16 protein-coding genes and 1 tRNA gene are annotated in these 22,768 nt (G+C 64.1%); 13 read left to right on the top strand and 4 right to left on the bottom strand.

Features of this window, described 5'->3' with window-relative positions:
• Nucleotides 1-60: 60 nt before the first annotated feature.
• On the bottom strand, nt 61-1,254 hold the full coding sequence (gene metC, locus OZ411_RS01965) for a cystathionine beta-lyase (RefSeq protein ID WP_282526567.1): 1,194 nt from the start codon (nt 1,252-1,254) through the stop codon (nt 61-63).
• 317 nt (nt 1,255-1,571) lie between these two features.
• Here metC and OZ411_RS01960 point away from each other — a divergent pair, with 317 nt between their 5' ends.
• The 4 genes from OZ411_RS01960 to OZ411_RS01945 are packed head-to-tail and all read left to right on the top strand — an operon-like array spanning nt 1,572 to nt 6,084.
• Complete coding sequence (locus OZ411_RS01960; RefSeq protein WP_130579205.1) at nt 1,572-2,588, top strand: amino acid ABC transporter substrate-binding protein; 1,017 nt, start codon at nt 1,572-1,574, stop codon at nt 2,586-2,588.
• Nucleotides 2,589-2,606: 18 nt separating this feature from the next.
• On the top strand, nt 2,607-3,809 hold the full coding sequence (locus tag OZ411_RS01955; RefSeq protein WP_282526566.1) for an ABC transporter permease subunit: 1,203 nt from the start codon (nt 2,607-2,609) through the stop codon (nt 3,807-3,809).
• Nucleotides 3,809-5,332: an amino acid ABC transporter permease gene (locus OZ411_RS01950; RefSeq protein WP_282526565.1), complete on the top strand. Its 1,524-nt coding sequence runs from the start codon at nt 3,809-3,811 to the stop codon at nt 5,330-5,332. Before OZ411_RS01955 ends, OZ411_RS01950 begins: the two co-directional genes overlap by 1 nt.
• Nucleotides 5,333-5,343: 11 nt before the next feature.
• A complete protein-coding gene (locus OZ411_RS01945) occupies nt 5,344-6,084 on the top strand; it encodes an amino acid ABC transporter ATP-binding protein (protein WP_130579200.1) in 741 nt (246 codons plus the stop codon).
• A gap of 61 nt (nt 6,085-6,145) precedes the next feature.
• On the opposite strand, the gene OZ411_RS01940 is transcribed toward OZ411_RS01945, so the two are convergent.
• Entirely contained in the window at nt 6,146-7,180 is a 1,035-nt protein-coding gene (locus OZ411_RS01940) for a cysteine synthase A (RefSeq protein ID WP_282526564.1), read from the bottom strand.
• A gap of 563 nt (nt 7,181-7,743) precedes the next feature.
• Between OZ411_RS01940 and OZ411_RS01935 the strand changes: the two genes are divergently transcribed.
• The 5 genes from OZ411_RS01935 to OZ411_RS01915 all read left to right on the top strand — a co-directional run bounded on the left by OZ411_RS01935 (nt 7,744) and on the right by OZ411_RS01915 (nt 17,656).
• Nucleotides 7,744-9,156, top strand: coding sequence for an efflux transporter outer membrane subunit (locus tag OZ411_RS01935; protein ID WP_282526598.1), 1,413 nt, complete (start codon nt 7,744-7,746; stop codon nt 9,154-9,156).
• On the top strand, nt 9,146-10,564 hold the full coding sequence (locus tag OZ411_RS01930) for an efflux RND transporter periplasmic adaptor subunit (protein ID WP_282526563.1): 1,419 nt from the start codon (nt 9,146-9,148) through the stop codon (nt 10,562-10,564). Before OZ411_RS01935 ends, OZ411_RS01930 begins: the two co-directional genes overlap by 11 nt.
• Before the next feature lie 105 nt (nt 10,565-10,669).
• Nucleotides 10,670-13,798, top strand: coding sequence for an efflux RND transporter permease subunit (locus OZ411_RS01925; RefSeq protein WP_130579194.1), 3,129 nt, complete (start codon nt 10,670-10,672; stop codon nt 13,796-13,798).
• Nucleotides 13,798-16,902, top strand: coding sequence for an efflux RND transporter permease subunit (locus OZ411_RS01920; protein ID WP_282526562.1), 3,105 nt, complete (start codon nt 13,798-13,800; stop codon nt 16,900-16,902). The genes OZ411_RS01925 and OZ411_RS01920 overlap by 1 nt, the downstream gene beginning before the upstream one ends.
• A gap of 34 nt (nt 16,903-16,936) precedes the next feature.
• Entirely contained in the window at nt 16,937-17,656 is a 720-nt protein-coding gene (locus OZ411_RS01915) for a tRNA-uridine aminocarboxypropyltransferase (RefSeq protein ID WP_130579189.1), read from the top strand.
• A gap of 44 nt (nt 17,657-17,700) precedes the next feature.
• Here OZ411_RS01915 and OZ411_RS01910 read toward each other — a convergent pair.
• Nucleotides 17,701-17,774: transfer RNA gene (locus OZ411_RS01910), tRNA-Cys, on the bottom strand.
• A 163-nt stretch (nt 17,775-17,937) separates the two neighbouring features.
• Nucleotides 17,938-18,120: a hypothetical protein gene (locus OZ411_RS01905; protein ID WP_130579187.1), complete on the bottom strand. Its 183-nt coding sequence runs from the start codon at nt 18,118-18,120 to the stop codon at nt 17,938-17,940.
• Nucleotides 18,121-18,377: 257 nt separating this feature from the next.
• Here OZ411_RS01905 and OZ411_RS01900 point away from each other — a divergent pair, with 257 nt between their 5' ends.
• From OZ411_RS01900 to OZ411_RS01885, 4 genes are all read left to right on the top strand, one after another.
• Complete coding sequence (locus tag OZ411_RS01900; RefSeq protein ID WP_245476142.1) at nt 18,378-18,557, top strand: hypothetical protein; 180 nt, start codon at nt 18,378-18,380, stop codon at nt 18,555-18,557.
• A 260-nt stretch (nt 18,558-18,817) separates the two neighbouring features.
• The gene (locus OZ411_RS01895) at nt 18,818-19,720 is read left to right on the top strand and encodes an ABC transporter substrate-binding protein (RefSeq protein WP_130579185.1); all 903 of its coding nucleotides are present in this window, start codon (nt 18,818-18,820) and stop codon (nt 19,718-19,720) included.
• Nucleotides 19,720-21,348, top strand: coding sequence for an amino acid ABC transporter permease/ATP-binding protein (locus OZ411_RS01890; RefSeq protein ID WP_282526561.1), 1,629 nt, complete (start codon nt 19,720-19,722; stop codon nt 21,346-21,348). The genes OZ411_RS01895 and OZ411_RS01890 overlap by 1 nt, the downstream gene beginning before the upstream one ends.
• A gap of 52 nt (nt 21,349-21,400) precedes the next feature.
• Nucleotides 21,401-22,642 carry an acetamidase/formamidase family protein gene (locus OZ411_RS01885; RefSeq protein WP_282526560.1) on the top strand — a complete coding sequence of 414 codons (1,242 nt, stop codon included), beginning with the start codon at nt 21,401-21,403 and terminating at the stop codon, nt 22,640-22,642.
• Nucleotides 22,643-22,768 lie beyond the last annotated feature (126 nt).

Genomic DNA, 22,768 nt, shown 5'->3' with positions numbered 1-22,768 from the left:
TGGTGAACACGCGGTTATTTGGTCGCGCCGAAAGCCCGCAAAATCCCGGTACTTGTGCGCTTACATCGCCGCCTTGAGCGCGGCAAAGCCGCGATCGAGATCGGCCTTGAGGTCGTCGATGTTTTCGAGCCCGATATGGAGCCGCAGCGTCGGACCGCCCGGCGCCCATTTCGTGGCTGTGCGATAGTCGCTGCAGTCGAAGGGGATGACCAGGCTTTCGAAGCCGCCCCAGGAATAGCCCATGCCGAACAGCTTGACGGTGTCCAGCAGGGCGTCGACCGCTTTCTGCGGGGCCGGCCTCAATACGATGCTGAACAGGCCGGAGGCGCCGGTGAAATCGCGCTTCCAGATCGCGTGGCCGGCATCGCTCTCGATCGCGGGGTGCAGCACCCGCGCCACTTCGGGACGCGCTTGCAGCCAGCGCGCCATCTCCAGTCCGGAACGGTAATGCTGCGCCAGCCGGACCGACAGCGTGCGGACGCCGCGCAGCGCCAGATAGACGTCATCGGGCCCGGCGCAGACGCCGAGCAGGCGGATGCCCTCGGCGAGCAGCGGCCACGCCTCGGCATTGGCCGAAATGGCGCCGAACATGATGTCGGAATGGCCGCCGATATACTTGGTCGCCGCCTGGATGCTGATGTCGACGCCTTGCTCCAGCGACCGGTGATAGAGCGGGGTCGCCCAGGTGTTGTCGTCGATCACGAGCGCGGTGCGCGCATGCGCGACGGCAGCGATCGCGGGAATGTCAGGCATTTCGAAGGATTGCGAGCCCGGCGCTTCGACCAGCACCGCGCGCGTGTTCGGCTTGAACAGCGCTTCGATGCCAGCGCCCACGAGCGGATCGAAATAGGTGGTCTCCACCCCATAGCGCGCCAGCAGGCCGTTGCAGAAATTGCGCGAGGGGCGGTAGACGTTGTCGCAGACCAGGAGATGGTCCCCGGCCTTGAGCACCGACAATAGCGCCGTGCTGATCGCCGCGAGGCCCGATGGCGTCAGCCCGACGCCAGCGCATTGCGGCCCCTCCAGCGCCATCAGCACGTCCTGCAGCGCCCGCGTCGTCGGCGTGCCGTGGCGGCCATACTGATATTCGCCGCGATGGGCATGGAGGTCGTCCGCGGTCGGATAGAGCACGGTGGAACCGTGGACAACCGGCGGATTGACGAAGCCCTTCTGGGCCTCAGTGTCCCGGCCCGCGGTCACCAAGCGGGTTTCGGGCTGTTGTGGGGGGACCGGTCCGTCGTTGGAAAAGCTCATGCGCTCGCCGTTAAAGACTTTTTGCCGCAGCAGCCGTGACGCGTCGGAAGAAGCGGGCCCGGGCCGGGTTTTTAATAACAGGACAGGGAAGAGCTACGTCAACCCCTTGACCCGGCTCGCCAGTCACTATGTGATGCGCCCAACTTCAAGTCGCCGCACGTTGAGGGGCCTGCCGCGACCTTCGATCCAACGCTTGGCTGATTGGCACGCAAGATGCAGGCCAGTTCGGCGATTCGCTGGGGATCATCGGTCGGTCCGTTAACGTTTGAGGCGACCGCACGCAAACCTTCCCGGACGACCCCTTGAAAGGCCCTGCCATGAAACGCGTATCGCTGGTTCTCACACTTGCCCTTGCCGCCGGCCTCTCGGCGCAGGGCGCTTCGGCGCAAACCCTTAAGACGGTCAAGGACCGGGGCATGCTGTCCTGCGGGGTCAGCCAGGGCCTGCCCGGATTCTCGTCCCCCGACGACAAGGGGAACTGGACCGGGCTTGATGTGGACGTCTGCCGCGCAATCGCGGCGGCGATCTTCAACGATGGCACCAAGGTCAAGTTCGTGCCGCTGTCGGCGAAAGACCGCTTTACCGCGCTGCAGTCCGGCGAGATCGACGTGCTGTCGCGCAACACCACCTGGACGCTGTCGCGCGATACCTCGCTCGGCGCCAACTTCACCGGCGTGACCTATTATGACGGGCAGGGCTTCCTGGTGAAGAAGTCGCTGAAGGTCAATTCAGCGCTGGAGTTGAACAGCGCCTCGGTTTGCGTGCAGACCGGAACCACGACCGAGCAGAACCTCGCCGACTACTTCAAGGGCAACAACATGAAGTATGAGGTGATCGCGTTCGCCTCTGCCGATGAGACGGTGAAGGCCTATGAATCCGGCCGCTGCGACGTCTTCACTTCCGACGTCTCACAGCTTTACGCCGAGCGCCTGAAGCTCGCCAATCCCGCCGACCACGTCGTCCTGCCTGAGGTGATCTCCAAGGAGCCGCTCGGCCCGATGGTCCGCCATGGCGACGACCAATGGTTCGACATCGTGAAATGGACGCTGTTTGCGATGGTCGATGCCGAGGAACTCTCCGTCACCCAGAAGAACGTCGACGAGATGGCCAAATCTGACAAGCCGGAGCTGAAGCGCGCCTTCGGCACCGACGGCAATCTCGGCGAACAGCTCGGCCTGACCAAGGATTGGTTCGCGCGGATCGTGAAGTCGGTCGGTAATTACGGCGAGGCGTTTGATCGCAACGTCGGCGCGGGCTCGAAACTCGGCATCGCCCGCGGTCTCAATAACCTCTGGAATAAGGGCGGTATCCAGTACGCGCCGCCGATCCGCTGATCCGACAGGCGTGCGGCGATGGCCATCGAGCCCCGGAAACCACCGTCGCAGTTTGTGCTCAAGCTGCAACGCGCGCTCGGCGGTCGCGCAGGGTGGGGAGGATTCGTCCTCCAGCTCCTGTTCGTCGCTGTGCTCGCCTGGATTGCCTATGAGATCGTGGCCAATGCCCGCGCCAACCTTCAGGCGCAGCGGATCACCGCAGGCTTTGGCTTCCTGCAGAACACCGCTGGCTTTGACGTCAGCCAGAACCTGATCCCATACACGGGCTCGGACACTTATACGCGCGTCTTCTTCGTGGGACTGGTGAATACGCTGCTGGTCTCGGTGATCGGCATCTTCTTCGCCACCGTGATCGGCTTCATGGTGGCGCTCGGGCGGCTGTCGCCGAACTGGCTGTTGTCGCGGATTTCCGGCGCCTATGTCGAACTGGTGCGCAACCTGCCGATCTTGTTTCAGATACTGTTTTGGTATCTGGCGGTGCTCGCGGCTCTGCCCAGTCCGCGGCAGAGCGTCTCCGTGTTCGGCATGTTCTTCCTCAACAACCGCGGCCTGGTGATTCCAAGGCCGATTGGCAATCCCGGCTTCGAACCGTTTGTCGTCGCGGTCTTGGTTGCGATCGTGGCGGCGCTGGTGCTTTGGCGCTACGCGCGGCGGCAGCTCTACCAGTATGGCAGGATGATCACGATCTGGCCCTACCTGCTCGGCCTTCTGATCGGGCTGCCGCTGGTGACGTCGCTGATCTTCGGCGCGCCGGTTACCTTCGAGATGCCAGTGCTGAGGGGCTTCAATTTCGCCGGCGGCTCGCGCCTGATTCCGGAGTTCGTGGCGCTGACGCTTGCGCTGTCGACCTACACCGCCGCTTTCATCGCCGAGATCGTGCGCGCCGGCATCCTGTCCGTGCACAAGGGACAGATGGAGGCCGGCTCCTCGCTCGGGCTGCACCGCGGTGAGGTGCTGCGGCTGATCGTGATCCCGCAGGCGATGCGCGTGATCCTACCGCCGCTCACCAACCAGTATCTCAACCTCACCAAGAACTCCTCGCTCGCGGTCGCGATCGGCTATCCCGACCTGGTGTCGGTGTTCGCCGGAACGACGCTGAGCCAGACCGGCCAGGCGATCGAGATCATCGGCATCACCATGGGCGTCTATCTCCTGATCTCGCTGGTGACGAGCGCGATCATGAGCTTCTATGGCTGGCGGATCAGTCGGAGCATGGGCTGATGAGCGATTTCGCCGTTTCCAATTTCGTCCGCGAGGAACTCGTTCCGCAGCGGCCCGCGCCGGTGAAGACCACGGGTCTCGTGGGCTTCCTGCGCACGCGGCTGTTCAATTCGCCGACCAACATCCTGATCACGATCGTCAGCGTGCTCCTGCTGTGGTTCGTGCTCGTCCCCACGGTCAAATTCCTGTTTGTGGATGCAGTCTGGACCGGCACGGACCGCGCCGCGTGCCTGGCCGAGACTGCTGGGCATCCGGTCGGCGCCTGCTGGCCGTTCATCCAGGCCAAGCTCAGCCAGTTCATCTATGGATTCTATCCGGAGCCGGAGCGCTGGCGGGTCAACCTGACCTTCTTCCTGGCGGCTGTGCTGCTGTTGCCGCTGTTGATTCCTCGGCTCCCGGCCAAGGGCATCAATGCCAGCCTGTTCTTCCTGGCTTTTCCGGTGGTCGCATTCTTCTTGCTGCGCGGCGGCGGGCTCGATGGTTTTGCCGTGAGCTGGATCACGTCGCTATTGTCGGGATTCAACGACAGCATCGGCGACGGCGGGCGCAAGCTCGCCGCGGCCGGCGAAGCCGCCGCCGTGATCGGGCCGGCGCTCTGGGGGCTCGGAAAGCTGATCGTCCTGATCAGCACGGCGATCTCCTGGGTGCTGTTGCCCCTGCAATGGCTGCTCGACCAGATCCAGAGCGCAGGCCAGCCGGTCTGGATCGATTTCGCGATCACCGCCGTGATCGTCTCGCTGCTCCTGTTCTTCCTCGGTGGCGGTTTCCGCACCGGCTGGCGGCCGCTGGTCGTCAGTCTCGCGACCTTTGCCGGGATTGGTCTGGTGATATCAGTCATGAAGCTCGACCGCGGCGGCTTCCCCGTGGTCGACACCCGGCTGTGGGGCGGCTTGCTGGTGACGCTGGTCGTTTCGGTGACGGGCATCGTCACTTCGATGCCGGTCGGCATTGCGCTGGCGCTCGGCCGACGCTCGACCATCCCCTTGATCCGTATTTTCTCGATCGCCTTCATCGAGTTCTGGCGCGGCGTGCCGCTGATCACGGTGCTGTTCTTTGCGACCTACATGCTGCCGCTGTTCGTGCCGACCGGCTTCACCATCGATGGTCTGGTGCGCGCGCTGATCGGCATTGCGCTGTTCGCCGGCGCCTATCAGGCCGAGGTCATCAGGGGTGGGCTGCAGGCGATCCCGCGCGGGCAGGGGGAGGCGGCAAGCGCGCTCGGCCTGTCCTGGTGGAAGACGACGGCGCTGATCGTCCTGCCGCAGGCGCTGCGCCACGTCATTCCCGGCCTCGTCAACAGCTTCATCGCGCTGTTCAAAGACACCTCGCTGGTGTCGATCGTCGCGCTGTTCGACCTGCTCGGCCAATTGCGCGCTTCCTTCAGCGATCCCACCTGGGCGACGCCGACCACGGCTTTCACCGGCTTTGCCTTCACCGGGCTGATCTATTTCGTCTTCTGTTTCGGCATGTCGCGCTATTCTCTGTTCGTCGAGAACAGGCTTAACGCGCACCGGCGCAACTGAGTGCATTCGCCATGAGTTCGAATCCGATCGTCAGCATCAAGGGCCTCAACAAGTGGTACGGCGAGTTCCACGTGCTGCGCGACATCAATCTCGAAGTCGGCCGGGGCGAGCGCATCGTGATCTGCGGCCCTTCGGGCTCCGGCAAGTCGACGCTGATCCGCTGCATCAACGCGCTGGAGGAGTTTCAGGAAGGCGAGATCATCGTCGATAACATTGAACTCGGTCCGAACTTGCGGCGCGTCGACGAGGTCCGGCGCGAGGTTGGCATGGTGTTCCAGAGCTTCAACCTGTTTCCGCATCTGACCGTGCTCGACAACTGTACGCTGGCGCCGATCTGGGTGCGCAACATCCCGAAGAGGGACGCAGAGGCCTCAGCGATGAAGTTCCTGGAGCGGGTAAAAATCCCGCATCAGGCCAGCAAATATCCGGGCCAGATGTCCGGCGGCCAGCAGCAGCGCGTCGCGATCGCGCGTGCGCTCACGATGAACCCGAAGGTGATGCTGTTCGACGAGCCGACCTCGGCGCTCGACCCGGAAATGGTGAAGGAAGTCCTGGACACCATGGTCGACCTCGCCAAAGAGGGCATGACCATGCTGGTCGTCACCCACGAGATGGGATTTGCCCGCGAGGTCGCCGACCGCGTCATCTTCATGGACGCCGGCCAGATCATCGAGTCGAACACGCCGAAGGAATTCTTCGCCCATCCGCAGCACGCGCGGACGAAGCTGTTCCTCAGTCAGATTTTGAGATGAGCGAAATAGCGAATGGCGAGTAGCGAATAGGGCAATCCATTCGCTATTCGCTACTCGCGTCCTAAACAAACGGCACGTCGATCTTGGTGCGCTTCTCGAGCCATGCCGGCACCGGCAGGTTCTTCGAGCGCATGAAATCCGGATTGAACAGCTTGGACTGATAGCGGTTGCCGGAGTCGGCGAGGATCGTCACGATCGTCTTCCCGGGCCCGAGCTGCTTTGCCAGCCGGATCGCGCCGGCAACGTTGACGCCGGTCGAGCCGCCGAGGCAGAGACCCTCGTGCTCCAGCAGTTCGTAGATCACGGTGACCGCTTCCTCGTCCGAAATCAGGAAGGCGTCGTCGACCTTGGCGGTCTCGATGATGGACGTGACGCGGCCAAGACCGATGCCCTCGGTGATCGAGTCGCCCGGCGTCGACTTGGCCTCGCCATGCTTGAACAGTTCGTACATCGCAAAGCCGTGCGGATCGGCGCAGGCGGTGACGATGCCGTTGTTCTTTTCCTTCAGGGCGCGGCTGGTCCCGGCGAGCGTGCCGCCGGTGCCGACCGAGCAGATGAAGCCGTCGACCTTGCCGCCGGTCTGCTGCCAGATCTCCGGGCCGGTCGAGTCGTAGTGCGCCTTGGCATTGTCGAGGTTGTTCCACTGGTCGGCGAACAACACGCCGTTCGGCTCGGTCTTGCGAAGTTCGTCAGCCAGCCGTTTGCCGACATGCTGATAGTTGTTCGGATTGGAGTAGGGCAGCGCCGGCACCTCGATCAATTCGGCACCGCACAGCCGCAGCATGTCCTTCTTTTCCTGGCTCTGAGTTTCCGGGATCAGGATCAGGGTCCGGTAGCCGCGGGCGCTGGCGACGACCGCGAGCCCGATGCCGGTATTGCCGGCGGTCGATTCCACCACCAGCCCGCCCGGCTTGAGCGCGCCACGTTTCTCCGCCTCCAGGATCATCCACTTGCCGGCGCGGTCCTTGACCGACTGGCCGGGATTCATGAACTCGGCCTTGCCCAGGATGGTGCATCCGGTCAGCTCGGAGGCACGCTTCAGCTTGATCAGCGGCGTATTGCCGATGGCTTCGACGACGTCGTTGTTGATTGTCATGTCGGGGGTATTCTTTGCCGGTTATTTCGCTCCCGGCTGACCCTAGTGCGGGGGCGGCAAAAGGGAAAGGCCCCCTTGCGCCGCGGTGCGAGCCGGCCCGAATCGACCCACCGGTCCGCGGCAATCTGCCTCGCGACTCTCGGTCCGCGAAATGGGGTGCCGGATGGTGTCGGAGCATTGGGGATTCGGGGCAACAGGCGCTCGGAAATCCCCATGAAATCTTCGTAAGATTCCGGCAGCTTCCGGTGCCCACGAAATTGAAGTAAGGCCTGTAAGATAAGGACAACTTGCTATTCGGAGGTTCTCTGGTTGAACTTGGCCAGGGTCTCTCGTCGGGTTGGCAGGACTGTCCGCTTGCCATGCCCCCGGAGTAGTATGACGGGGCGGTTCCATTGGAAGCATCACTCCGTGAAGGTTCTACAGACTATCCCCCAACGCGTTGCGAACTCATCGCGACTTGATTCGGCGCGCGGAGGAGAACGGAGGTGACCCAGCGCATCCGGGGGGCTGCTGTCGGCGCACGGCCGCGCGCGCCCGTGCCAAGCCTGCGAACCGTGTTGCGCATGTTTGCGGGTTTTGTGATTGCCGCGAGCTCGGCCGGCTGCATCCTGACCAAGGATCTTCCCGATCCTGCGCTGGATATTCCCGGCGGCTACAAGGCGGCGCGGCAGACAAAGGCCTCAGACGCGCCGCCGACGCTCGACTGGTGGCGTGGCTTTCGCTCGACGGAGCTGACGACGCTGATGGAAGAAGCCCAGCGGGTCAATCTGGACATTGCGGCGGCGGTGGCGCGTTTCAAGCAAGCGGACGCGCAGGCTCGGATTGCCGGCGCGGCCTTGCTGCCGACGCTGTCCGGCAGTGGATCAGAGACGTATTCGCGTACCTCCGGCTCGAGCGCAAGCGGCTTGAGCATCGGCGGGCGCGAGGTGGTCAACTACAACGCCTCGCTTGCCGCGAGCTATCAGCTCGATTTCTGGGGCCAGAACCGCGACGCTGCGCAGGCCGCGGAAGAGACCGCGGTCGCCAGCCGCTTCGACCGCGAGGTGGTGGCGCTGACCACACTGACCGCCGTTGCCAATGCCTATTTCCAGGTGCTGACGTCGCAGGATCGGATTCGCACCGCCCAGCGCAACATCGCCAGCGCCGAGCGTGTTCTCAACGCGATCAGGGATCGCTTCAAGGCCGGCACCGGCACCGATCTCGACGTCGCGCAGCAGGAGAGCCTGGTGGCCAACCAGCGCGCGCTGGTGCCACCGCTCCGGCAGACCCTCGACCAGAACATCAATGCGCTGGCGACGCTGGTGTCGCGGCCGCCGGAGAGCGTGCGCATCACCGGCGGCTCGCTCAACAACGTCGCCATTCCACGGGTAACCCCGGGCCTGCCGTCGGGGCTGTTGACGCAGCGTCCCGACATCAGGCGACAGGAGGCACAGCTCGCAGCCGCCACCGCCAATGTCGGCAGCGCCCGCGCGCAGTTCTTTCCGAGTATCCAGTTGACCGGGCAGGGCGGCTATCAGAGTTCGGCGCTGTCGGCGCTATTCCAGCCGCATGCGGCGTTCTTCAGCCTGGTCGGCAGCGCGACGCAGCCGATCTTCGACGGCGGGCGGATCCTCGGCAATTTCGAATTAACGCAGGCGCAGCAGGATGAACTGCTGCAAGCCTATCGTAAGGCGGTGGTGCAATCCTTTGCCGACGTCGACAGCGCGCTGGTGGCAATACGCGAGACCACGATCCGGCTGAGGCTGCAGCGTGACGTCGTGGCGTCGTCACAGCGGGCGTTTCAATTGGCCGAACAGCAGTTGCAGGCCGGAACTGCTGACATCGTAACTGTGCTACAGACCCAACAGACTCTATTCCAGGCCGAGGACGCGCTGTGGCAGGCGCAACTGGCCCGGCTGCAGGCGATCATCAGCCTGTATCAGGCGCTGGGCGGCGGCTGGGAGCCAAAGGTGGAGAGACCGGTCGATGCTCTTTAAGCCGGAAGCAAAGGACAACGCGAAGGCTGCGGAGGTCAAGAAGCCGGGCTTGTTGTCGCGCCTGCTCAGGCGGATGGTGTCGCTGATCATTGCGGTCGTGATCCTCGGCGGCCTCGGCTATATCGGCTGGCTGGCCTGGCAGCAAAAGGGCGGTGGCCACAACGCCAACGCACGGCCGGACCTGCCGGTGCCGGTGCTGGCGGCCACGCCGCGCGTGCAGGACATGCCGGTCTATCTCGACGGCGTCGGCTCGGTGCGCGCGCTGAATACGGTCACGGTTCGCTCGCAGGTCGACGGCAAGCTGATCAAGGTGAACTTTGTCGAGGGGCAGGACGTCAAGAAGGAAGACGTGCTCGCCGAAATCGATCCCGCGATCTATCAGGCGCAGTACGATCAGGCCGTCGCCAAGAAGGCGCAGGATGAGGCGCTGCTCGCCAACCAGCGGCTCGACCTCGCACGTTACCAGCAACTCGCTCAAACCAACGCCGGTTCGAAGCAGCAGTATGACACCCAGAAGGCGGTGGTTGCGCAGCAGGAAGCGCTGGTGAAGGCCGATCAGGCTGCGATCGACAACGCGGCGGCGACGCTGAGCTACACCAAGGTCGTTGCGCCGATTTCGGGCCGCGCGGGCCTCCGCCAGGTCGACCAGGGCAACATCATCCATGGCTCCGACACCACGGGCCTCGTCGTTCTCACCCAGTTGCAGCCGATCGCGGTGTGGTTCAGCCTGCCGCAGCAGCAGATCGTGCGGGTGAACGCGGCGGCCGCCCAGGGCACGCTTGCAGTCGATGTGTTCGGCAATGACGGCGTGACCGTGATCGATACCGGCAAACTGACCGGCATCGACAATCAGGTCGACCCGACCACCGGCACGCTGAAACTGAAGGCGGAATTTCCCAACGGTAATTTCCAGCTCTGGCCCGGCCAATTCGTCAATGTGCGGCTGAAGGTCGAGACGTTGCCGAAGGCGATCGTGGTGCCGACCTCGGCCGTGCAGCGCGGGCCCGCCGGAACATTCAGCTATGTGATCGGCGAGGACAATATCGTCACCGCAAAACCGGTGACGGTCATCCAGCAGAACGAGCATGACGCCGTGATCGGCAAGGGGATCGCGGCCTCTGACCGCGTCGTCACGACGGGATTTGCCAATCTCGCCGATGGATCGAAAGTCATCGTCGGCAAGGACGACGCCGCGCCGACCGCCGATCTCGCGCCGCGCAAGCGCAGCCGCAGCCCGGATGCCAAGAACGGCCAAGCCAAGGATGGTCAGGCCAAAGATGGCCAGGCAAAGGACGGCGAACATCGTTCGCGGCGCGAGCGCACGCAGGGCGAGGGCGACCAGAAGGGCTCGAGCGGGGCGGCAACGGGGGGTGAAACGTCAGGCGGCGCAGCGAAGTCGCAGCCATGACCGGACGATCAACCTAGAGCATGATCCGGAAAAATGGAAACCGGTTTTCCGAAAAGATCATGCTGAAATTAATGTCTGACTTCGCAAGGACGAGTACGCAAAGCCATGGGCGTCTCTGAACCGTTCATCCGCCGGCCGATCGCGACCTCGCTGCTCGGGATCGCGCTTCTGATCGGCGGCGCGCTCGGCTATTTCGCGCTGCCGGTCTCGGCGCTGCCGCAGGTCGACTTCCCGACGGTGCAGGTGTCGACGCAACTGCCGGGCGCCAGCCCCGATGTGATCGCGTCCCTGATCACGGCACCGCTCGAACGCCAGCTCGGACAGATCCCGTCGCTGTCGTCGATGAATTCGACCAGCTCGTTCGGCGTCAGCCAGATTTCGCTGCAGTTCGATCTCAACCGCGACATCGATGGCGCGACCCAGGACGTCCAGGCTGCGATCAATGCCGCCGCGGGGGTATTGCCGAAGAATCTTCCATACCCGCCGGTGTACGCGAAAGTGAATCCGGCGGATGCGCCGGTCATGACGCTGGCGCTGACATCGGAGACGATCTCGCTGCGCGCGATGAGCGACCTCGCCGACACGATCCTTGGCCAGCGGCTGAGCCAAATTTCCGGTGTCGGTCGCGTCGCCGTGCTCGGCGGGCTGAAACCGGCGGTGCGGGTGCAGGCCGATCTGGCGCGGCTTGCGGCCTATGGCATCTCGATGGAGGACCTGCGCAACGCCATTGCCGGCGCCAACGTCTCGGGCCCGAAAGGATCGCTCGACGGCGCGCAGCAAGCCTACACGATCGCCGCCAACGACCAGATCGCGGCAGCGGAGGCCTACAAGCCGATCATCATCGCCTATCGCAACGGCTCGCCGGTGACGATCGGCGACGTGGCCGTGATCGTCGACGGGCTCGAGAACGACCGCACCGGCGGCTGGTACCAGGGCACCCCGGCGGTCATCATCGACATCCAGCGCCAACCCGGCGCCAATGTCATCGAGGTCGTCCGCCAGATCCGCGACGAGATCCCGCGGTTGCAACGCCTGATTCCGGCCGGCGTCAACCTGACCATCGTCAGCGATCGCACCGTCACCATCCGCGCCTCCGTCCGCGACGTGCAGTTTACGCTGATCCTGAGCGTCGTGCTGGTGACGCTGGTGGTGCTGCTGTTCCTGCGCTCCCTGCGCGCCACGCTGATCGCGGGCGTCGCGCTGCCGCTGTCTTTGATCACGAGCTTCGGCATCATGTATTTTGCCGGCTTCAGCCTCGACAATCTGTCGCTGATGGCGCTGACGATCGGCACCGGATTCGTGGTCGACGACGCCATCGTGATGATCGAGAACATCGTCCGCCACATGGAGGAGGGCGAGTCGGTGATGGAAGCCGCGCTCAAGGGCGCGAGCGAGATCGGCTTCACCGTGATCTCGCTGACGCTGTCGCTGATCGCGGTCTTCATCCCGCTGTTGTTCATGTCCGGGCTGGTCGGGCGCATGTTCCGCGAATTTGCGCTGACGCTGACGATTGCGGTGGTGACCTCGGCGGTAGTCTCGCTGACGTTGACGCCGATGATGTGCTCGCGCCTCTTGAAGCATGTCGGCGAGGAATTCGTGCTGCCGGGCCTTGGCGCCATCAGCGGCTTCATCGACCGTATGGTCGAGTTCTACCACCGCACGCTGCTGTGGGTGCTGCAGCGCCAGCGCGCGACCCTGCTGGTGACCTTCGCCACCATCGCGCTCACGCTGTTCATGTATGTGATCGCGCCAAAGGGCTTCCTGCCGCTGCAGGATACGTCATCGATAACAGCGGTGACCGAGGCAGGCCCGGACGTCTCCTTCGCCGAAATGCAGGCCCGACAGACCAAGGCGGCGGACCTGATCAAGTCGGACCCGGACGTGACCGGCGTGGTTTCCGTGATCGGCGCTGGCTCCGTCAACCCGACCACCAATGTCGGCCGGCTCGTGATGACGCTCAGGCCGCTCGGCGAGCGGCGTGACGGCATTTCGACGGTGGTGGCGCGGCTGAAGCAGAAGACGGCGTCGATCCCCGGCATGACCATCTATTTCCAGCCGGTGCAGGACGTGCAGATTTCGACACAGTCGAGCCGGTCGCAGTACCAGTACACGCTGAACGGCACGGACGCCAAAGAGGTGTCGCTCTGGGCGGGCAAGCTGGTCGCCGAGATGCGGCGCGATCCGATGTTCCGCGACGTGTCGTCGGAGGCGCAGGAGGCCGGCCTCCGGGCCGCGCTCGATATCAATCGCCAGCGCGCGGGCCAGCTCGGCGTCAGCCTGCAGGCCGTCAACGACACCCTGAACGACGCGTTCGCGCAGCGGCAGATTTCGACCATTTACGGACAGGCCAACCAGTACCGCGTCGTGCTGGAGGCGCTGCCGATGTATCAGCGCGATCCATCGATCCTCGACAAGCTGTATTTGCCCGGCGTGAACGGCGCGCAGGTGCCGCTGTCGGCAGTGGCGACGCTGACGCGTACCACGGCGCCGCTCGCGATCTCGCACCAGGCGCAATTCCCGGCGGTGTCGCTCAGCTTCAACCTCGCGCCCGGCGAGGCGCTCGGCGATGCCGTTGAAGCGGTGAAGGCGCTCGAGACCCGGATCGGCATGCCCAACAGCATCGTCGGGGTCTATACCGGCGACGCTGCGGAATTTTCCAGATCGCTCGCCGGCCAGCCCTGGCTGATCCTCGCCGCGATCATCACGATCTACATCGTGCTGGGCGTGCTCTATGAGAGCTACATCCACCCGATCACGATCCTGTCGACGCTGCCTTCGGCAGGCGTCGGCGCCATCCTGGCGCTGATGCTGTTCGGGCAGGACCTTTCGGTCATCGGCCTGATCGGAATCATTCTCCTGATGGGCATCGTCAAGAAGAACGCGATCATGATGATCGACTTCGCGCTGGAGGCGGAGCGGCACAAGGGCATGTCGCCCTATGACGCGATCGTGCAGGCCTGCCTGCTGCGGTTCCGGCCGATCATGATGACGACATTGGCGGCGCTGTTCGGCGCGCTGCCGCTTGCGATCGAAAGCGGCACCGGCGCCGAGCTGCGCTTCCCGCTCGGCATTTCCATCATCGGCGGCCTCCTGCTCAGCCAGTTGCTGACGCTCTACACGACGCCCGTGATCTACCTCGCGCTCGACCGGCTGAACCGCAGGATCGAGCACGCGCTGCCAGACCCGGGGCCGCAGGGCCCGCCGGTCGCGGGGGCGACCGAGGGGATGCAGTGATGGCATCGATCTCGATCTCGGAGCCCTTCATCCGTCGTCCGGTCGGCACCACGCTCATGGCGATCGGGCTCTTCCTGCTCGGGATCGTGGCGTACGAGTTCCTGCCGGTGGCGTCGGTTCCGAACGTCGATTTCCCGATGATCAGGGTGTTCGCATCGCGGCCGGGCGCCGACCCGTCGGTGATGGCTGCGACGGTGGCGGCGCCGCTGGAGCGCCGGCTCGGCGAGATCGCGGACGTGGAGCAGATCACGTCGGTCAGCTCGCTCGGCAGCACCAGCATCCAGGTGCAGTTCGCGATCGGTCGCAACATCGATCGCGCCGCCCGCGACGTGCAGGCGGCAATCAACGCCTCGATGGCGGATCTGCCGACCGACCTGCCGACATTGCCGATCTTCAGGAAGGCCAATCCTGCGGCGGCGCCGGTATTCGTGCTGGCGCTGACGTCGAAGACGATGTCGACCAGCGCGATGTACGACGTTGCGGATACCGTGCTCGCGCAGCGCATCTCGCAAGTGCCGGGCGTGGGCGAGGTCACGGTCTCGGGCGCCGATCAGCCGGCGGTCCGGATCTCGCTCAATCCGGTGGCGCTGTCGAATGCGGGCATTGCCACGGAGGACGTCCGCCAGGCCATCGTCAATGCCAATCCGCTCGGGCCGGTCGGCATCTTCAATGGCGGCCGCCAGAGCGAGACGCTCTCGATCAATCCGCAGATGCGAACCGCCGCCGAGTTCCGCAACATCCTGATCAAGAGTGCGAACGGCAATTTCGTCCGCCTCTCTGATGTCGCCGAAATCGAAGACAGCGTGCGCAACGTCCGCTCGGTCGCCTGGTTCAACAAGCAGCCGGCGGTCCTGATCCAGATCACCAAGCAGGGCGACGCCAATGTCATCGACACCGTCAACCGTGTGACGGCGATGCTGCCGGAGCTGAAGCAGTGGATCCCCGCCGGTCTCGAGATTTCCACCCTCGTGGACCGCACCGGCACCATCCGCGCCAGCGTGCTCGACATGCAACTGACGCTGCTTGCCACGGCCGGGCTCGTCATGGTCGTGGTGTTCGTGTTCCTGCGCCGCTTGACGCCGACGATTGCGGCGGGCGTCTCGGTGCCGCTGGCGCTCGCGGGCACGTGCGCCGGCATGTGGCTCGCCGGTTTCTCGATCGACAATCTGTCGCTGATGGCGCTGGCGATCTCCGTCGGCTTCGTGGTCGACGACGCGATCGTGATGATCGAGAACATGTACCGCAATCTCGAGCAGGGCATGGCGCCTTATCCGGCGGCACTGGAGGGGGCCAAGCAGATCGGCTTCACCGTGGTTTCGATTTCGCTGTCGCTGATCGCCGCCTTCACGCCGCTGATCTTCATGGACGGCATCGTCGGCCGGCTGTTGCGTGAATTCTCGCTGACGCTGACCTTCGCCATCCTGGTCTCGACCCTGGTGTCGCTGACGATCACCCCGATGATCTGTGCGCATTACATCAAGGAAGCGACCTCCGATCGCGCCACCTGGTTCGATCGTCTGATCGAGGGAACCCTGTCGCGCATCGTGCGCTTCTATATGTGGACGCTGCGCGGCGTGCTCGATTTTCCGTTCCTGACCTTGCTCGTCTTCTTCGCCACGATCGCACTGACTGTGACGCTCTACATCAAGACGCCGAAGGGCTATTTCCCGACCGACGACAGCGGCTTCGTCATCGGCGCAACGCGGGCATCGCCTGACACCTCGTTCCAGGCCATGCTCAAATTGCAGCAACAGGTGGCCGACATCGTGATGGCCGATCCTGCGGTCGCCGGAATCGGCTCTTCGCTCGGGAGCGGGGGGATGGGCGGTGGCGCCAACCGAGGCACCATGTTCATTAGCCTGAAGTCGCCGGAGGAGCGGGGAGGAGTTTCTACGCAGCTTGTGATCGATCGCCTGCGCCGCAACCTGTTCACGGTGCCGGGCATCCGCCTGTTCATGTTCGCGGCTCAGGACGTCCGCGCCGGCGGACGACAGAGCGATTCCGACTACCAGTACACGCTCTCGAGCGCCGATCTCGACTTGTTGCAGAAGTGGGCGCCGATCGTCGCCAAGCGCATGGAGACCGTTGAAGGTATCACCGACGTCTCCAGCGATCGCGACCCCGGCGGATTGCAGCTCAATTTGGTGATCGACCGCAAGACCGCCTCAAGCCTCGGCGTCCGCGTGCAGGATATCGACAACGCGCTCAACAACGCGTTCTCGCAGCGGCAGATCTCGATCGTCTATACCCAGCGCAACCAATACATGGTGGTGCTGGAGATCGATCCGAAATTCCAGACCGATCCGGCCAATCTCGAGCGCATCTACGTGGCCGGCGCCAACGGCGTTCAGGTGCCGTTGTCGGCCGTCGTCCATTACCAGCGCGGGCTGGCGCCGCTGGCCGTCTACCACACGCAGTCGTTCCCCTCGACCACGGTTTCATTCAATCTGCTGCCGAACGTGCCGCTGGACGAGGCGACGTCGAATATCCAGCGCGCTGTCGATGAATTGCACATGCCTGAAGGCATTCGTGGCAGCTTTGACGGCAACGCCGGCGACTTCAACAAGACCAGCGGGAGGCAGCCGCTCCTGATCCTGGGGGCGCTGGTTGCGATGTATATCGTGCTCGGGGTGCTCTATGAGAGCCTGGCCCATCCGCTGACAATCATCTCGACCTTGCCGTCCGCAGGGCTGGGCGCGCTGCTGGCGCTGCAACTGACCGGCACGCCGCTGACCGTGATCGCCTTTGTCGGCATCATCCTCTTGATCGGCATCGTCAAGAAGAACGGCATCATGATGGTCGATTTCGCGCTGGACGCCGAGCGGCAGCGCGGCCTGTCTTCGGCGGACGCGATCTTCGAGGCCTGCAGCGCAAGGTTCCGGCCGATCCTGATGACGACCATGGCGGCGCTGTTTGCCGGCATTCCGCTGGTGCTCGCCACCGGTCCCGGGACGGAGCTGCGCCGGCCGCTCGGCATCACCATTATCGGCGGACTGTTCGTTTCGCAGATCCTGACGCTCTACACCACGCCTGTGATTTACCTGTTGATCGACCGGTTGCGGCGGCGCGCCGAACCAGCCGCGCTGGCAGCGCCCGCGGAATAGTTGAATTGGCGGCCGCGTAGCGTATAGCGGGCGGATGACGGAATCAGATCAGACAATCCTTGCCGAGCCGGTCGCGGACTGTCCACATTGCGGCAAGCCGATGCCGCTGTGCATCTGCGACAGTGTTACGCCGATCGGGAACCGGATTGGGGTCCTGATCCTGCAGCATCCGCAGGAGCAGGATAGGGCGCTCGGTACCGCACGGCTGACCGCGCGCCATTTCGAGGAAGCGGTGGTACGGATCGGGCTGTCCTGGCCGAGCCTGTCCAAGGCGCTGGAGCAACCGGTGGCTGACCCGTCGCGCTGGGCGGTGCTCTATCTCGGCTCCGCCAAGGTCGCCGATCTCGACACCGAAGCCGAGGTCGTCGCCATCGACCGCAAGGGCGCACTCGAGCCGAACCAGCGCGGCATCCTCGGACGCATCGAGGGCATCGTGCTGCTCGATGGCACCTGGAGCCAGGCCAAGGCGCTGTGGTGGCGCAATCCCTGGATGTTGAAATGCCAGCGGGTGATTCTGGGCCCCCGCCAGCCGTCACGTTACGGCCAGCTTCGCCGCGAACCGCGCCGCGATGGACTTTCCACGATCGAGGCGGCCGGCCTGCTGCTCGCCGCGCTCGAAAAGCGGCCCGACATTGCCGAAACCCTGAACGCCAGCTTTGAGCGGATGCTGGCAAGATATCGCCAGGTGCAGCGGACGATGCCGGAACTCGCCCCAAAACCGAAGAAGCGCGATTTTCGTCGCCGGAAGCGATGAAAGCGACGCCTCATCTATCAGGCGTAAGCTATTGATTGTATGAGTGGAGGCCACGACCAGAATTGAACTGGTGTACACGGTTTTGCAGACCGTTGCGTAACCACTCCGCCACGTGGCCCCAAGCGGGGCGGATCAATACAGAGGTTCAAGGACTTAGGCAACCGGCCCCGAACCGGTTCCTGCAGAATTCTGAAACTCCGGCTACCTCGCCGGCACCGCGGTACACAGCGCCTTTCTGCAGGCGGCGATTGGATTTGGCTGGATGGCGGGAGTGGCGCTCTTTAGCAGGAGGCGAACCAGCCATCCGGAAATGGGATGAGCGGCCAGGGCGTCTGGTTGTCATTCGCGGGGCGTGGCGGCGGCTGGAAGCGCGGCAATGGCTGAGCCATGAAATCCTCCTGCGGCGTCGGGGCGACGGCTGCTCGCACGGCGTCCAACACCAGATCAAATTCAGCTTCGCTCATTGCGCTCTCCGGGGGTTGTGAGCGCAACGTCGCAAAATGGGTTTGTAGGCGGATTGAGCGGATCGCTTCAATTTTAGCGATCCGGCAGCCGCCCCCTCACTTGGTTACCAGAGTCTTGCTAGTGTCGTATGAACGCTATTGCCGGCGCGGTCCCACCGCACTGTGAGAAAAATCACATTTGACCAAAATGAATTCGCGTAAGTCGCAATCACGCCTGCGGCGGAGCAGGGCAGGTTTGAGCTTAGGGAGACGCGGTCATGAAGGCAAGCGTTACGCGACTGGCAGCCTTGAAAAGCCGCGCCCGTCGGGTGTCCACCCTCAGCCTTTTCCTCACGCTGTTCGCGGCCGGATCGGGCAACGCGCTCGGCTCGTCCGAGCAGCGCCGGGCCTGCACCCCCGACGTCTACCGGCTTTTGCCGGCGAAATCCCCAACGTGAAAGCCATCATCGCCTGCCTGAGCCGCAGAAGGCCAGTCTGAGCGCCGCATGCGCCGCCGTGTTCGAGTAATGAATCGCCCGCGCCAAACGTCGGGCTGTCGCCGAATACAATTTGAGCAGCCGTTGCCCAAACCGCAGGCCCGCTCCATCCAATTTTTTGTACGCCGCCAGACAAGCTTTTGCGGAGCGGTTCCCCGTAGCCTTGCCTTCGAGCTTTGGAACATGGCCGTGGCCATGACAACGTCGGAGGAGCTGGCAACATGCAGAAATGGCTTTGTGGGGAAGCACGGCGCGCGTCACTTCCGTGGCGTCGGGCGATTCTGGGCGCGATCGTCGCCGCGGGATTTCTGGCGCCGCTAAGCGCGCAGGCGGCGGCGCCGGCGGCATGCGCGGCGCTTCAGGAGAAATATCCGGACTGGAAGGGCAAGACGCTCGTCAACGCGATCAACCCGCATACGCCGGGCTATGAATCGATCGACCCGAAAGACCCCAGCAAATATATCGGCTTCGACATCGATCTCGGCGAGATGATCGGTGAATGCCTCGGCTTCAAGTTGACCTACAAGGCGGTGACGTTTGCCGCGTTGCTGACGACGTTGGCCAGCGGGCAAGCCGACATCGTGATCTCGGACATCTACGCGACCGAGGAGCGCGCCAAGGCGGCTGACTTCATCACCTATTCGAAAGTATTCGACGGCGTGCTGGTCGCCAAGGGCAATCCGAAGGGCATCAACGGCATCAATCTTTCGCTGTGTGGCGCGGCGGCGGCCGAAAATACCGGCTTCGTCGAGGTGCCGCTGGTGCAGGCCCTCGTTCCCCAGTGCAAAGCGGCCGGCAAGCCTGAGCCGACGCTGCAGCTCTACGAGAACAACGCCAACTGCATCCAGGCGATCCTGGCCGGCCGCGCCGACACCTACATCAACGACGTCAACACCGTCGATAACGCGGTGAAGGCCTACCCGGACAAGCTCGAGAAGGCGATCGCGGTGACGATCCCGTATTCGGTCGGCATCGCCGTACCCAAGAACAAGCCGAAGTTTCGCGACGCTGTGATGGCCGCACTGACGGAGATCTACAAATCCGGCGACCAGCTCGCGCTGCTCAAGAAGTGGGGACTTGATCCCGACAATCTCAAGGAACCGGGCCTGCTGACCGTCAACTGATGTCCCTGTTCCTGCACTATCTCAGCCTGCCTTACCTGCTCGCGGGCATCGAGCTCACCCTGGAGGTGACCGCCCTCGGGCTCGCAGGTGGGCTGATCCTCGGGCTGATCCTGGCCTGGATGCAGCTCAGCCGGTTCTGGTGGCTGGCGGCGATCGCGCGCGGCTACACCGTGATCTTCCGCGGCACGCCGCTGATCCTGCAGATGGTGTTCGCCTACGACGCGCTGCCGCATATCGGCATCAAATTGCCGGCCGTGCTGGCGGCCGGCCTCGCGCTCGCCTGCAACGAGGCGCCGTTCATCGCCGAGATGCTGCGCGCCGGCGTGGTCGGCGTCGAGCGCGGACAGATCGCCGCGGGACAGGCGCTCGGCATGACGCCCGCGGTGCTGATGCGGCGGGTGATCGCGCCGCAGGCGATCCGCACCATGATCCCGGCCTTCGGCAATGAGTCCGTCAGCGCGTTGAAGAATTCGTCGCTGGCCTCCGTGATCGCAGTCCAGGAATTGACGCTGCGAAGCACGCAGCTTGCGTCCTCGACCTTCGATTTCTTCTCGATCTTCTTCGCCTCCGGCCTGATCTATCTCGTGCTGACCGGCGCAATCAGCGGCATCCAGCTCGCGTTGGAATGGTTGCTCGATCTCGATCGTACCTCGCGTGAACGCAAGCTTGCCGATTATCTGCCCTGGCGCCGGGTCGATCTCCTGACCAAGCTGGAGCTTGCCGAGAAGACCGCGCCGGCGGTCGACGTTGCGGCCGGCATAGAGCCGGAAATTCCGGTGCCGCCGTCCAGGACGCTGACGCCGGAGGAACGGGCCAGGCGCACCGCGACGATCGCGCGCAACAATATCGCGGTCGAGGTGAGGGATTTGCGCAAGAGCTATGGCGAGCAAGATGTGCTCGATGGCTTGAATCTCACGGTTCGCGTCGGCGAGGTCATCGCGCTGCTCGGACCCAGCGGCTCCGGCAAGAGCACATTGCTCCGCTGCATCAATCATCTGGAGAATTGGGATGCCGGAACGGTGCATGTCGGGGGACGGCGGCTCGGCTTCGACGACCACGGCAGGCTGCTGTCGCCGCGCGCGATCGCCAATGAGCGCGCCAACGTCGGCGTCGGCATGGTGTTCCAGCAGTTCAACCTGTTCAGCCACCTGACGGCGAAGGAGAACATCGCCGGACCCTTGCGCTGGGTCCAAGGCATGACGCGAATTGATGCCGACCGTCGCGCGCGCGAACTGCTCGACCGCGTCGGCTTGAGCCATCGCGCCGACGCACTGCCGCGGCATCTGTCAGGCGGGCAACAGCAGCGGGTGGCGATCGCCCGCGCGCTGGCGCCAAACCCGAGTGTGCTGCTTCTGGACGAGCCGACTTCGGCGCTCGATCCCGAACTCGTCAACGAAGTCCTGGAAGTGATCCGGCGGCTCGCCATCGACGATGGCCTGACCATGATCATTTCGACGCATCAGATCCGCTTCGCTGACGAAGTGGCCGACCGCGTCGCCTTCCTTAGCGGCGGACGGATCCTGGAGGAGGGCCCGGCACATGAGGTGCTCTCCAACCCGCGCAACCCCGTCACCGCGCGCTTCCTCAGCGTGATGGAAGCCGACAAGACGCCGGAGGCGGTGAGATGAAGTGTCACGCGCCAGAACTTCGATCGTTCCGATCCCCTGAAGAGGCACTTGCATGAGGCACTTTACCCTGCCGGTCTCGCCGGCCACCGTTCACTGGGGCTACTTCAGCAAGAAGGTCGCGCCGGCGCTGACGCTGCGTTCGGGCGACCGCGCCACCATCGAGACGCTGACCCATCACGCCAACGACGATTACGAGCGGATGATCGCCGGCGATCCAGGCGCCGAGAGCGTGTTCCACTGGACACGTGAGCACAAGAGGGTGGCGCGCCGCGGCTCCGGCCCGACCGAGGGGCCGTTCATTCGCGGCGCCGGCGAGGGGCTTGGCGTGCACCTTCTCACCGGGCCGGTCGCAATTGAAAACGCCGAGCCCGGCGACGTCCTGGAGGTGCGGATCCTCGACATCAGGCCGCGCCCGAGCTGCAGCGCCTGCCACGCCGGCCGTTGTTTCGGCTCGAACGCCGCAGCCAATTGGGGCTTCCATTATCACGATCTCATCGAGGAGCCGAAGCCGCGCGAGGTGATCACGATCTTCGAGCTCGACACCTCGGGCGAGCCGTTCGCGAAAGCCGTCTACAACTACGTCTGGACGCCGCAGACCGACCCTGATGGCATCGTGCACGCCACCATCGACTATCCCGGCGTGCGGGTCGACCATGCGACCATCCGCAAGCGCGAGAACATCCTCACCGGCGTCAAGGTGCCGGCGCGGCTGCATTTCGGAACCATGGGGCTTGCGCCGTCGGAGGCCGACTATGTCAGCTCGATCCCGCCGAGCTATACCGGCGGCAATATCGACGACTGGCGGATCGGGAAGGGCGCGCGGATGTATTATCCCGTGGCCGTCCTCGGCGCGTTCTTCTCGGTCGGCGATCCCCACGCCGCGCAAGGCGACAGCGAACTCGGCGGCACCGCGATCGAGACCTCGCTGACCGGGGATTTCGAATTCATCCTGCACAAGAAGAATGATCTCGGCGGAACCGCGCTCGAGGGCCTCGCGCATCCGATGCTGGAGACTGATCATGCCTGGTCACTCTATGGCTTCACCTATCCGAACTATCTCGCCGAGCTTGGCGTCGATGCGCAGACGGAGATTGCCAACCACTCCAGCCTCGACCGTGCGATGCGCGATGCGTTCCGCAAGCTGCGGCGGTTCCTGATGACCGTGCACCGGCTGAGCGAAGATGAGGCGATCTCGCTGATGTCGGTCGGCGCCGATTTCGGCGTCACCCAGGTGGTCGACGCCAATTGGGGCGTCCACGGCACGATCCGCAAGAACGTCTTCAGGTGCGACTAATGCATTGAGAATGGGCTGCTTTTGATCGCGGGTTGAATTCACTGGCGTCGTTTTGACGCCGCCATTTTGGCGGAGGACTGCGCTTGTCTGGCACGCGGGTTGCTTCGATCGGCCCTGATTGGGTCG

This window comes from Bradyrhizobium sp. Arg237L (assembly GCF_029990105.1).
In the GTDB taxonomy this organism is placed as follows: domain Bacteria; phylum Pseudomonadota; class Alphaproteobacteria; order Rhizobiales; family Xanthobacteraceae; genus Bradyrhizobium.
This window is presented reverse-complemented; position numbering and strand designations above follow the sequence as displayed.